Here is a 12,822-nt window from a genome sequence, read left to right as displayed (position 1 = left end):
CCTTCGTACACACGTGCTATCCACAGGCTGTGGACGCAGCCTGTGGGCGGTTGGCCGGCGTTAGCGTGGAGGCTCCCGCCGGTGAGGAGGCGACGGCGTGCTGGTCTGGTATGTCGCGTACGGCTCGAACATGCACGCCGCCCGGCTCGCCTGGTACATCGGGGGTGGCTGCCCACCCGGTGGCAGGCGGACGTACCCCGGTTGCCGTGACCGCCGCCCGCCGAGCCGTTCGGTCCCGGTGTCGCTGCCCGGTGGCATCTATTTCGCCGGTGAGTCCCGGGCCTGGACCGGCGGGATGGCCTTCTACGACCCGGACCTGCCGGACGAGGCCGCCGCCCGCGCCTACCTGGTCACGGTGGAGCAGTTCACCGACATCGCGGCCCAGGAGATGTACCGGCCGGTTGACCTGGCCGAGGCGACCGGCGCGGCCATCGAGGTGGCCGTCGCCGAGGGGAGGGCCACGCTCGGCCCCGGACGGTACGAGACGTTGGTCTGTCCGGGCGGCCACGACGGCGTTCCGCTGCTCACCTTCACCGCCCCCGAGGGAATGTCCGCCGCGCGGTGCCGGCCACCCGCGCCGATCTACCTCGGCATGATCGCTCGCGGGCTGTACGAGTCGCACGGCTGGCCCGCAGGGCGGATCACCACCTATCTGGCGGCGCGACCCGGCGTGCCGGACGGCTGGACCCCGGAGGCGGTCGCGACCCTGGTCACCGAGGCGCTGGCCGGCGCTTGACCGGCACGCCAGCCGGCCGCGCCCGGTGGACGTCGGTCGTGGGCGCGGCTCGGCCGCATCCGTTGGTGCCGGCGCGAGCAGGATGCTGTCCGGCGCGCCGCCGCGAAACGGCCGTCGCCGACGGTCCGGGCGTACCCGCAGCTCCGATGCTCTGCTCGGGTCGACCGGCCGGCGTCCGAATGAGAGGCTGTCGGTGGGCGGCCATCCTCCCCCGCCGCCAACCGCGACCCTTCCGACGGCGCCCGTCGGCGGCCCGGTCGACCCATCGGCCGGACGGCGCAGGCGCCGATTCTCACGAGGAGATCCATGTTCATAACCGGGATGCGGCGGGCCGGCATCGGCCTGACCGCGCTCGCGGTGGCCGCCCTCGGCGCGGTCGCCAGCAGCCCCGAGCAGGCCGACGCGCGACCGAAGCCGGTCGACGTCACCCTGCTGGCCCTCAACGACTTCCACGGCAACCTCGAACCGCCGAGCGGGTCCAGCGGCACCATCGCCGGACAGGCGGCGGGTGGCGTCGAGTTCCTGTCCACGCACCTGGCCGAGCTGCGCGCCGCCGCCAAGAAGAAGAACACCATCACCGTCGCCGCCGGTGACCTGATCGGAGCGTCCCCGCTGCTCTCGGCGGCTTTCCACGACGAGCCGACCATCGAGGCGCTGAGCATGGCCGGGCTGGACTACGCCAGCGTCGGCAACCACGAGTTCGACGAGGGCGCCGCCGAGCTGCTGCGCATGCAGAACGGTGGCTGCCACCCGGTGGACGGCTGCGCCGACGGCACCCCGTTCAAGGGCGCCGGCTTCCAGTACCTCTCCGCGAACGCCTTCAAGACCGCGACCGGCAAGCCGCTGATGGCGCCGTACGCGATCCACAGGGTGCAGGGCGTCAAGGTCGGCTTCATCGGCATGACCCTGGAGGGCACCCCGCAGATCGTCAGCCAGCAGGGGGTCGCCGGCCTCGGCTTCGCCGACGAGGCGGACACCGCCAACAGGTACGCCCGTGAGCTGCGCCGCAAGGGCGTGGAGGCGATCGTCGTCCTGCTGCACGAGGGCGGCACCCAGGCCGCGACCGGTGGGATCAACGACTGCGTCGGCATGACCGGACCCATCGTGGACATCGCCAACCGGATGGACCCGTCGATCGACGTGGTGGTCAGCGGGCACACCCACCAGGCGTACAACTGCGACATCAACGGCAAGCTGGTCACCAGCGCCAGCTCCTTCGGTCGCCTGGTCACCGACATCGACCTCAAGATCGATCGTCGTAGCGGTGACGTGCTCTCCGCCGCCGCGAACAACGTCGTGGTCACCCGGGACGTGGCGAAGGACCCGAAGCAGACCGAGCTGATCAACCGCTACAAGACGGTGCTCGGCCCGGTCGCCGGCCGCCAGGTCGGGGTGACCAACGAGGCGATCACCCGGAGCCAGGAAACCCTCTTCGGTACGAGTCTGGGCGAGTCGCCGCTGGGCAACCTGATCGCCGACGCGCAGCTCGCCGCCACCGACGACGAGGAGGGCGCCGTCGCCGCCTTCATGAACCCGGGCGGGGTCCGGGCCGACCTCGACGCCGGCCCGGTCACCTACGAGGAGGCGTTCACGGTGCAGCCGTTCGCCAACAACCTGGTGACGTTGGACCTGACCGGCGCGCAGCTGTACTGCGTGCTGGAGCAGCAGTTCGTCACGAACCGGACGCTGTACCCGTCGGCGACGGTCGGCTACGTCGTCGACCCGAACGGCACCACCGGCACGGCCGCCGACCCGTGCGCCGGCACCCGCGTGGTCCGGGGCAGCCTCACCCTGGGCGGCACCACTGTCGACACCGCCGCCACCTACCGGGTGACGGTGAACAACTTCCTGGCCGGCGGCGGTGACGGCTTCACCGCCCTCACCGGCGGGACCAACCCGGTCACCGGCCAGATCGACCTGGACGCCTTCGTGAACTACCTGACCGCCCAGTCCCCGGTCTCCGCACCGACGCTGGACCGGATCCGCACCACCGCCGAGGTCCCCACCGCCTGACGGCCGACCCGCGACGACCGGGCCCCGGAGCGCGCGCTCCGGGGCCCGAGCCGTTCCCGGGACCCGTCCCGGCTGGTGGTTTTCCGTCCTGCGCGAGCGGGTCAGGTGGGGGTCGGGACCGGCTCGGGGGATTGGGGTGCAGGTGTCGTCCTGCCGTCCTGCTGGGCGGTGAGCAGGCGGCGCAGGGAGAGCGCGACGAACGAGGCGACCAGGCAGCCGCCGACCACTGTGGCCACCCAGACCTTGCCATCGGCCACACCGATGAGCGGGCCGGCGGTGACCGGGCCGATCACCCCGCTGATTCCGAAGATCATCGAACTCATCGCGTTGTACCTGCCGCGTAGTTCGTCGGTGGCCAGCGCGTTGGTCAGTGCCGGCATCACCGGTGACAGCATCGTCTCGCCGAAGCCGAAGATCGCCGAGCAGGCCACCACGCACAGCGCGCCCAGCACGGCGCCGCCGGTGCTGACCAGGTCGGCCGCGCCGAGGACCAGCCAGGCGGTGGCGAACACCGCCCCGACCACGGCGAGTGCGGCGGTGCGGCTGCGGCCCTCGATGCGACGGATGACCAGGAGTTGGGCGAGCACGATCATCACCGTGTTGGCGGCGAGCGCCCAGGCCACCACCCGTGGGCTCACCTCGGCGACCCGCACGGCGTACGCGGCGAAGCCGACCTCGATCTGGGCGTACCCACAGGTGGTGAGGATCATCGCGAAGATCACCAGGCGGCGGAACGGGCGGTCGCCGAGCACTGTCAGGTAGCCACCCGGTGACGATTGGTCGGCGGCCCGACGGGTGCCGAGCCGGTGCCCGACACCCGGCAGGGTGAGCAGGATCACGGCGGGCATCAGGTAGCTCACCGCGTCCAGCAGGTAGATCGTCTGGAAGGTGCCCGGTCGGTCGGTGTCGATGATCGCGCCGGAGGTCATACCGCCGATGCCGATGCCGAGGTTGAGCAGCGCGAAGTTCAACCCGAAGACGCGCTGCCGCTCACCGTCGTCGGTCAGCGAGGCGAGGATGGTGTTCTGCCCGGACCAGATCGCCGAGCTGCCCACCGCGACCACCGTCATCACCGCGAACGCGGAGGCACTCGAGTCGACCAGGGCCAGCGAGCCGGTGCCCACCGCCTCGATCACCAGGCACGGCAGCACCACCCGGCGGGCCCCGAACCTGTCGATCAGCGTCCCGCCCAGCGGCGACAGGGCCAGGGTGACCGCGCCGTACCAACCGATGACCAGGCCGGCGCGGGTGTCGGTGAGGCCGCGTACGTCGGTGAAATAGATGAAGAGGAAGGGCAGTGTGAGGCCACGCCCGATCGCCGAGAGCAGGGTGCCGACGAGGAGCCGGCGAGCCTCCGGACGGCGGGGCAGGGCGCGACGCAGCATGACCGCATTCTGTTCGTCAGGTGCGACAACGCGCGAACCGTTTACCGAGCCGCCGGGCTGTCGGAGGGCTCTGCCATGCTGGCCCGGTGAGCGTGACCTGGCGACATCTGCCCGCACCCGCCCGCGAGATCGCCGACGCCGCCAGCGACGCGGTGGAGGCCGCGAAGACCCAGGACCCGGAGGGGTACGAGGCGGCCGCCGGCCGGCTCGCCACCGCCGAACGTTCCGGGCTGGTGCTCGGCGCCGTGGTGCGGCTGCTGCTCGAGGAGAGCCACCCGGACGGGCTGGACAGCCACGACGTACGCCAGGTGTTGCAGCGGTGCGTGCGCGCGGCGGCAGCCTGGCGGCCGGACGTCGACCCGCACGTCGTGCTGGTGCTGCTGGCCGGGGCTCTCGGGGTCTACGACAGCGGCGAGGACGACTCCCCGCCGGACCCGGCCGCGCTCGCCCGGCACGCCCCACTGCTCGTGGCCGACCTGTTGACGGTGACGGGTCGACCGGTCGACGGCTATCTGAGCGCGGCGTTCGCCGAGATCGAGCGCACCGAACGGCACGACTGACCGGCTCCGACCGAACGGCCGAGGGTGTCGACCGATCGGAGCTGATCAAACCGACGAACGAACGTTACGCTCCCTCTCGCATGATCGACTTGCACGGGGGTGCTCGATGGACAGACGGATGGTGGCGCGGCTCGCTGTCGTACCACTGATGGGTGGTGCGGCCCTGGTGGGGCTGGCGGCGCCCGCGGTGGCGGCGGCCCCGACGCCGGTCGCGCGAGCCGCGGCCGGTCCGGCGAACGAGCTGTACGTGAGCCAGAAATACTGTTCGGCGACAGCCGACGGCAGCGAAGATGCGCCGTTCTGCACGATCTCGGCCGCCGCGGCGGTGGTCCAGCCCGGCCAGACGGTGCTGGTGCAGCCGGGCAACTATCCCGAGAACGTCACCTTCACCCGGTCCGGCACGGAGACCGCGCCCATCACGTTCCGGGCGGTGAACGCGTTCTCCGGTTGGGTCTATGTGGGCCGCACCAACGGGTCGAACGTCACCGGGACGATCCTGTCCCTCAGCCAGGTCCACGACGTGGTCGTGGACGGCTTCGTGGTGCAGGGGCAGAGTGCGAGCGCGTCGCCCGCCGTGGTGATCGACGGCTCGTCCCGGGTCACGCTGAACGGGATCGCCGCGCAACAGACGAAGGTGCCGGCGGCGGTACGGGTGGGCGGTGCCTCCCGGGACGTGACGATCAGCCGGAACTGGCTGGTCAACATCAACGACACCGGTAACGCCGCGCTGGTTGTCGAGGGCGCCGCTACCGGCACCACTGTCGTCGCCAACCAGGTCGTCGCCGGGCGGATCGGGATCACCGACGCGCCTGGCAGCACCGTCACCAACAACACGGTGACGGCGGCCTGCGGGCCCGGCATCGACGTCGCGGGCGCCTCGCCCGACGCCGTCATCGAGAACAACATCGTCAAGCCGCTGAGCAAGCAAACGGCTTTGTGCAGCGTGCCGGTCACCGACGCCGCCGTCTCGGTCTCGTCGGCGTCCCTGCCGAGCGTGGCGGACTACAACCTGATCGACCCCACGGCGGGTGTCGCCCCGTACGCCTGGGCCGGCACCACGCACGCCACCATCGAGGCGTTCCACGCCGCCACCGGGCAGGGCGGGCACGACATCTCCGCCGACCCGCAGCTGGACGTCCAGCGCGGCGGGATGCGGAGTTACCTTCCCCTGAAGCCCGGCTCACCGGCGATCGACTCGGGCAACGCCTCGGCGCGGGGCGTGCCGGCAACCGACATGGTGGGCAATTCGCACCTCGACGACCCGCAGGTGACGAACACCGGCACCGGCAACGGGTTCCACGACCGTGGCGCGGTCGAGCGGGTCGGTGGCTTCGTCTGGAGCGTCGCACCGTTCCGGCAGACCAGGGGCGGTGGGCCACTGGACGGAACCGCTCGCAGCACCAGCCGGTCGACCTGGCCGTCCGACGGCCCCGTGGGCACCTTCACCTACAAGTTCAGCGATTCGCGGTTCTACCGGGTCAGCCAGTCGGCCGAGGAGACCCACCGGTTCCGCCGGGCGGGCCGGGCCTGCGCCTACATCCGCGCGAACGTCTCCGGTAACCGTGAGGAGGTCGGCTCCTACACCACGCTCTGCACCGTTCTGGGCGCGCACTACACGCCCGTGTCACCGACCCGGCTGCTGGACACCCGCAACGCGGTCGGAGTGGGTACGCGGACGCCGATCCCCGCCAACTCCGACGTGGTGCTGCCGCTCAGCGACATCGGCGGAGTGCCGGTCGCGCGGATCAGCGCCGTGGTGCTCAACGTGACGGTGACCGAGCCGACGACGTCCGGCTTCCTGACCGTCTATCCGGACGGCACGGGAACTCCGAGCGCGTCGAACGTCAACTTCGTGGCCCGGGAGACGGTGCCGAACCTGGTGACCGTCCCGGTGGAGAACGGAAAGATCCGGATCAGGAACAGCAGCGGCGGCACGGTGCACGTGATCGCCGACCTTCAGGGTCAGTACAGCGCGGAGGGTCAGGGTTTCACCGCCCTCAACCCGCAGCGGGCGCTCGACACCCGTACCTCAGGTGGAGCGTTGTCGCCGAACACCACCCGCCAGCTGGACCTCGGCCGGCAGCTCCCGGCGGATGCCACCGCCGTCGTCCTCAACGTCACGGTGACCGCGCCGACGACGAGCGGCGTCCTGAAGGTCTTCCCCGCCGGTGCTCCGGTGCCGGCCGCCTCGAACCTGAACTTCGTCGCCGGGCAGAGCATCCCGAACCTGGTGACCGTCCCGGTGGTAGGCGGCAAGGTGGACATCCACAACGCGAGTTCCGGCAGCACGCACGTGATCGCGGACGTGGCCGGCTACTTCGGCCCGGACGGTGAGTTGACCTACGTGCCGAACTCCCCGGTCCGCATCGCCGACACCCGCGCCGACGCGAGCCGGGGCAACCACCCCCTCAACCCGCGCGAGTCGATCAACGTCTGGGCCGACTTCGCGGCCGGCGCCAACTGCTCCTGCCCGGGTGTGACGGCGTTGGTGGCGAACCTGACCGTCACCGCTCCGACCACCGCGGGCGTGCTGACCGCCTACCCGACCGACCAGGCACGGCCATCGGCGTCGAACGTCAACTTCGTTGCCGGGGAGACCGCTTCCAACCTCGCCATCGTCGGGACGGCTGGCGGCACCACGCTCTACAACAACAGCTCGGGCACCACCCACGCCATCGTCGACCAGGCGGGTGTCTTCATCACGCCGCTGTACTGACGGCGGTCGCGTTCGAGTTTGCCACGGGCACGGTACGCCACTCACAACCTTTCTCACGGGGGCGATTCATGAACCTTCGACGGCGGGCGCCGCTTGCGCTCGTACCACTGATCGGCGGCGCGGCCCTGGTGGTCCCGACGGTGCCTGCGGTGGCGGCGCCCGCGCCGGTCACCGTCGCGGCGGCGGCCGGCGGCGAGCTGCATGTCAGCGAGCAGTGGTGCCCGAGCAACGGTGACGGCAGCGAGCAGCGGCCGTTCTGCACCATCTCCGCGGCGGCGGCGGTGGCCGGTCCCGGGCAGACGGTGCTCATCCACCCGGGGGAGTACCGGGAGAACGTGCGGTTCACCCGGTCCGGCACCCAGTCGGCGCCGATCACCTTCCGGGCGGTGAACGTCAAGTGGCAGATGGCGCGGGTCGGCAACTTCGACACCACCTCGGTGACCGGTGTCGTCCTCGACCTCACCAGCGTGCACGATGTGACGGTGCAGGGCCTTGTCGTCTTCGGGGCCAACCTCGCCGACGCCGTGACGGTGCGGGACTCCCAGCGGGTTCGTGTCGACAAGCTCACGATCCACAACGGCCTCGGTAGCCCCACCGGCGTACGGATCAGCGGTCGGTCCGACGCGGTGACTCTCAGCCGGAGCGTCATCCGCGCCGCACAGGTGTCATCCGTGTCCATCGAGCCCGGCGTCACCGCTACGACGGTCACCGCCAACCAGTTCGACAAGTCCGGTCTCGTCGCGACGGACGCCAGCGGCCTGACCGTCACCGGCAACACCGTCTACGTCGACTGTCGGCGAGGCATCGATGTGGCGGGCGACTCCCCGGGCACGTCGATCCGGAACAACATCGTCGTCACCGCCAGCCAACGGACGCGCTGCGCCACCCCGGCGAACGCCACGGGCATCCGGGTGTCCGCCGCGTCGGTGCCGGGAAGTAGCACCGACTACAACCTGATCGAACCGCTCAGCGGCGGTGCGCCCTACGACTGGGCGGGCATCGAGTACCCGGACCTCAACGCCTTCGTGACGGCGACGGGACAGGCCACGCACGACCTGGCGGCCGACCCGAAGCTCACCTGGACCAACGCGCTGCACCGTGACTACCTCTTCACCCAGGGCGGGTCGCCGGCTCGGGACTCCGCCGACGCCACCGCCGCCGGTGTGCTGGACACCGACCTGCTCGACGCGTCCTTCGCCGACGATCCGGGCGTGCCGAACACCGGCACCGGCAGCGGTTTCCGCGACCGGGGCGCGGCGGAGGCATTCCCGACCGTTACGGAGGAGCCGCTGCGTGTCGACCGCAAGGTGGGCGGCGGACCGTTCGACATCGTGGCGCGGGCCGGCTGGCGCCAGACCTGGCCGGTCGAGCGGGAGCGGGCCACGTACGCGTACTACGTCGACGGCGAGCGTTTCTGGCGGGTGACCGATGCCCCGGTTGCGGAGTTCACGGTGCGACGGGCCGGGGACGCCTGCGTCCAGGTGCAGATCACCCTGTCCGACTTCCGCAACCCCGCTGGTGCCGACCAGCGGATCTGCACCCAGGTCGGAGCGCGCTACGTGCCGATCACGCCGACCCGACTGCTGGACACCCGGGCGCCGATCGGTGTGTCCGCCCCGGGTCCGGTACCCGGTTCCGGAGTGATCGAACTGCCGATCGGCATCATCGGTGGCGTCCAGGCCGCGGACATCAGCGCCGTCGTGCTCAACGTGACGGTGACCCAGCCGACCTCCGCCGGTTTCATCAGCGCCTATCCGGGTGGTGACTTCAGCGACGCGTCCAGCGTCAACTTCGTGGCCGGCGAGACGGTGCCGAACCAGGTCACGGTTCCTGTCCGCAATGGTTCGGTGATGTTCCGCAATGCGGGCTCGGGCACCGTTCACCTGATCGCCGACCTCCAGGGCTTCTACGCCGCGAGCGGGTCCGGCTTCGCGTCGACGCCGCCGACGCGGGTCCTCGACACCCGCGACGGCGGGGGAGCCCCGATGCCGGGCAAGAGCACCCGGACCCTCGACCTCTCCGGCCGGATCCCCGCCAACGCAACCGCCGCCGTGCTCTCCGTGGCGGTCACCGCACCGACCACCAGCGGCGTGCTGACCATCTACCCGGCCGGCTCGACGGCACCTGTCGCGTCCAGCCTCAACTTCGTCGCCGGACAGACGATTCCCAACCTGGTCACCGTGCCCGTGCGGAACGGCGAGGTCAACATCTTCAACAACAGCTCCGGCACCACCCACGTCATCGCGGACCTGGCCGGTTGGTTCAGCCCGCAGGCCACCCAGACGTTCGTGCCGATGACGCCGAAGCGGATCGTCGACTCCCGGTCCAGCCTCGGACTGCCCGGTCGCACCCCGGCCCCGCTCACCGCCCGGGAAACCGTCCGGTTCGCGCCGTTGCCCAGCGAGGCGATCTGCAACCCGGCCTGCCCCGCCCCCACCGCACTGCTGGGCAACGTGACGGTCACCGCGCCGACCACGGCGGGCGTGCTCACCCTCCACCCCGGCGGCGGGCAGCGGCCCACCGCCTCGAACGTCAACTTCGTCGCCGGCGAGACGGCGTCAAACGCCGCGGTGGTCGCCGTGGGCTCCGGCGTCGACCTCTTCCACAACAGCGGGGGTACGTCGCACGTCATCGTCGACCAGGCCGGCTACTTCATCGCCGCCGCGTCCTGACCGGACTCTCCGCCCTCAGATCCACCTACCATGAGGAATCCTGCATGAGTCAATCTGTGCTGGCGCGCTTCGCGCTCGTACCACTCACCGTCGCCGCGGGCCTGGCGGTTCCGGCGGCGTCGGCCGCCGCGGCGGCCCCCCTGCCGACCGCCGCCCCGGCCGCCGCCGTGACCGAGTGGTACGTCGACTCGGCCAACTGCCTCAACCACGGTAACGGCAGCGCCACCAGCCCGTTCTGCACCATCTCCCAGGCTGCGGAGGTGGTGCGGGCGGGCCAGACGGTCCTGGTCCGGCCCGGTGACTACCGGGAGTCGGTGGTGATCAGCAGCTCGGGGACCGCTGACGCGCCCGTCACCTTTCGGGCGCTCAACGGGCCGGGTCGAAGCGCCACTGTGGTCAAGGTGGGCAAGCGACGCGGCGCCAACGGCAACGAGAACGCCTTCACCGTGCGTGGCGTCCACGACGTGGTCCTCGACGGCTTCCTGGCGTACGGCGAGGGTACGGCCGAGGCGGTCCTCGTCGACGGCTCCTCCCGGATCACGGTGAACCGCCTGGTGGCCTCGGACTACGACGCCCCGGCGGCGGTCCGGATCACCGGCGGGTCCGAGAACGTCACGGTGAGCCGGGGCGCCTTCCGGCCCGGCGGGGGCCTGCTTGTCGACCCGGGGGTACGTGGTGCGCTGGTGACCGCGAGCACCTTCACCCAGAGCGGCATCACGGTGCGGGACGCGCCCGGCACGAAGATCGTCGGCAACACGGTGGAGACCGACTGCACCTTCGGCGTGGACGTGGCCGGCACCTCTCCGGGCACGTCGATCCGGAACAACATCCTGGAGACCTCCACCGGCGCGCTCAACGACGGGGTGGCGTGCGAGGTGCCGGCGGAGGCGACCGCCATCTCCGTCTCGGCCGAGAGCGTTCCGCAGACCGTGGCGGACCACAACCTGATCGAGCCGGCCAGCGGGGGCCCGCTCTACCGGTGGGGTGGCACCGAGTACGCCAGCCTGCCGGCGTTCGTCGCCGCCACCGGCAACGGCACGCACGACATCGCGGCCACCCCGTGGCTGGTGTCGACGGACGCCTACGACCGTCCGTACTACGAGATCGCCCGGAACTCGCCCGCCGTCGACTCGGCCGACGCCACCGCCGAGGGCGTCTCTCGAACCGACCTGTTGGACAACCCGCACACCGACGATCCGGCGACGCCCAACACCGGCAGCGGCTCGGGCTACCACGACCGGGGCGCCGTCGAGGCCCAGGGCCCGGTGACGATCAACGAGCGGCCGATCCGGCGGAAGGCGGGTGGCACACCGCTCGACGTGACCGCCGAACTCTCCGTCACCACCGCCTGGCCCACCGACGGTCCGTTGGGCAAGGTGTCGCGCAACTGGAGCGACGAAACCAACCGTCGGGTGCTGCCGGTGGGGTCGGAGGAGCACCGCTTCGGCCGCGCCGGCAGGGTCTGCGAGACCCACCAGGTCAGCCTCGACGACTTCCGGAAGGCCCGGCAGAACCCCGTGACGACCTGCACCGTGCTGGGTGCCGCCTACACGCCGCTGGCACCGCGGCGGGTGCTCGACACCCGCACCGGGATCGGTGGGTACCCGACAGTGCCCATCCCGCCCAAGGCGGCCGTCACGGTCTCGTTCTCCGCGCTCAACGGGGTGCCGGAGCAGGACATCAGCGCCGTCGTGTTGAACGTGACGGCGACCCAGCCGACCACCGCCGGGTTCCTCCAGGTCTATCCCACGGGTGGTCCGGCGGACATCTCGAGTGTCAACTTCGTCGCCGGTGAGACGGTGCCGAACCTGGTCACCGTGCCGGTGCTGAAGGAGCGGTCGGTGGTGATCGTCAACAACTCCGGCGGCACCACGCACGTCGTCGCCGACCTGCAGGGCTACTACTCGGCGAGCGGCTCGGGCTTCCGGTCGGTCGAACCGACGCGGGTCCTGGACACCCGCGCGGCCGGCAGTTCGGCGTTGGCCCCGAACTCCGGTCGGACGCTGGACCTGTCCGCGCGGGTTCCGGCCGCCGCGACCGCCGTGGTGCTCAACGTGACGGTGACCGCGCCGACGACCAGTGGGGTGCTCACCGTGCACCCGTACGGCACCGCGGTGCCGACGGCGTCGAACCTGAACTTCGTGGCCGGGCAGACCATCCCGAACCTGGTGCTGGTGCCTGTGGTCAACGGCAAGGTGGCCATCCAGAACGTCAGCTCCGGGCGTACCCATGTGGTTGCCGACCTCTCCGGATGGTTCGGTGCGGGGGCCACGAACGTCTTCGTGCCGTTCGGCCCGCGCCGCATCCAGGACAGCCGGGGGGAGGCCGGCGAAGGGTGGCCGCAGGGACCGGTCACCAACGCGGGTGTTCCGGTCCACTACTTCGACTCGTCCAGCGGCACGGCGCAGAAGCCGACGGCGGTGGTGGCGAACCTGACCGTCACCGCGCCGACCAGGGCGGGCGTGCTCACCGCCTACCCGAACGGGACGGTCCAGCCGACCGCGTCGAACGTCAACTTCGTCGCCGGTGAGACCGCCTCGAACCACGCCATCGTGGGCGTGGGAACGGACCAGAACATCGTGCTGTTCAACAACAGCTCCGGGTCCATCCACACGATCGTCGACCAGGCGGGCTACTTCATCGACGGCGCGTCCTGACCCGACGGTCCCGGTACGGCCGTTCATCGCCCTGTCGGTGGACGGCCGTACCGTCCGGCCCGCGCTGTACGCCGCCATACGTT

Annotated in this window: 7 protein-coding genes; 6 read left to right on the top strand and 1 reads right to left on the bottom strand. The window is 71.1% G+C overall.

All coding sequences use genetic code 11. From position 1 onward, the window contains the following. Positions 1-97 precede the first annotated feature (97 nt). A complete protein-coding gene (locus O7634_RS07975) occupies positions 98-736 on the top strand; it encodes a histone deacetylase (RefSeq protein WP_278149499.1) in 639 nt (212 codons plus the stop codon). A 306-nt stretch (positions 737-1,042) separates the two neighbouring features. Further along, a complete protein-coding gene (locus tag O7634_RS07970; RefSeq protein WP_278149498.1) occupies positions 1,043-2,749 on the top strand; it encodes a bifunctional metallophosphatase/5'-nucleotidase in 1,707 nt (568 codons plus the stop codon). A gap of 101 nt (positions 2,750-2,850) precedes the next feature. On the opposite strand, the gene O7634_RS07965 is transcribed toward O7634_RS07970, so the two are convergent. Beyond that, positions 2,851-4,134: an MFS transporter gene (locus tag O7634_RS07965; protein WP_278149497.1), complete on the bottom strand. Its 1,284-nt coding sequence runs from the start codon at positions 4,132-4,134 to the stop codon at positions 2,851-2,853. An 86-nt stretch (positions 4,135-4,220) separates the two neighbouring features. Here O7634_RS07965 and O7634_RS07960 point away from each other — a divergent pair, with 86 nt between their 5' ends. From O7634_RS07960 to O7634_RS07945, 4 genes are all read left to right on the top strand, one after another. After that, positions 4,221-4,694: a hypothetical protein gene (locus O7634_RS07960; RefSeq protein WP_278149496.1), complete on the top strand. Its 474-nt coding sequence runs from the start codon at positions 4,221-4,223 to the stop codon at positions 4,692-4,694. Between the two features lie 106 nt (positions 4,695-4,800). Further along, complete coding sequence (locus O7634_RS07955; protein WP_278149495.1) at positions 4,801-7,410, top strand: right-handed parallel beta-helix repeat-containing protein; 2,610 nt, start codon at positions 4,801-4,803, stop codon at positions 7,408-7,410. Between the two features lie 68 nt (positions 7,411-7,478). Then, positions 7,479-10,082: a right-handed parallel beta-helix repeat-containing protein gene (locus O7634_RS07950; RefSeq protein WP_278149494.1), complete on the top strand. Its 2,604-nt coding sequence runs from the start codon at positions 7,479-7,481 to the stop codon at positions 10,080-10,082. A gap of 44 nt (positions 10,083-10,126) precedes the next feature. Beyond that, the gene (locus O7634_RS07945) at positions 10,127-12,739 is read left to right on the top strand and encodes a hypothetical protein (protein WP_278149493.1); all 2,613 of its coding nucleotides are present in this window, start codon (positions 10,127-10,129) and stop codon (positions 12,737-12,739) included. Positions 12,740-12,822: the final 83 nt, after the last annotated feature.

It is taken from the genome of Micromonospora sp. WMMD1120, from assembly GCF_029626235.1.
Lineage (GTDB): Bacteria > Actinomycetota > Actinomycetes > Mycobacteriales > Micromonosporaceae > Micromonospora.
This window is presented reverse-complemented; position numbering and strand designations above follow the sequence as displayed.

Bases quoted from the DNA above. Each gene is read 5' to 3' on its own strand.
- O7634_RS07945 (WP_278149493.1), top strand. From the start codon at position 10,127: ATGAGTCAATCTGTGCTGGCGCGCTTCGCGCTCGTACCACTCACCGTC.
- O7634_RS07970 (WP_278149498.1), top strand. From the start codon at position 1,043: ATGTTCATAACCGGGATGCGGCGGGCCGGCATCGGCCTGACCGCGCTC.
- O7634_RS07955 (WP_278149495.1), top strand. From the start codon at position 4,801: ATGGACAGACGGATGGTGGCGCGGCTCGCTGTCGTACCACTGATGGGT.
- O7634_RS07950 (WP_278149494.1), top strand. From the start codon at position 7,479: ATGAACCTTCGACGGCGGGCGCCGCTTGCGCTCGTACCACTGATCGGC.
- O7634_RS07965 (WP_278149497.1), bottom strand. From the start codon at position 4,134: ATGCTGCGTCGCGCCCTGCCCCGCCGTCCGGAGGCTCGCCGGCTCCTC.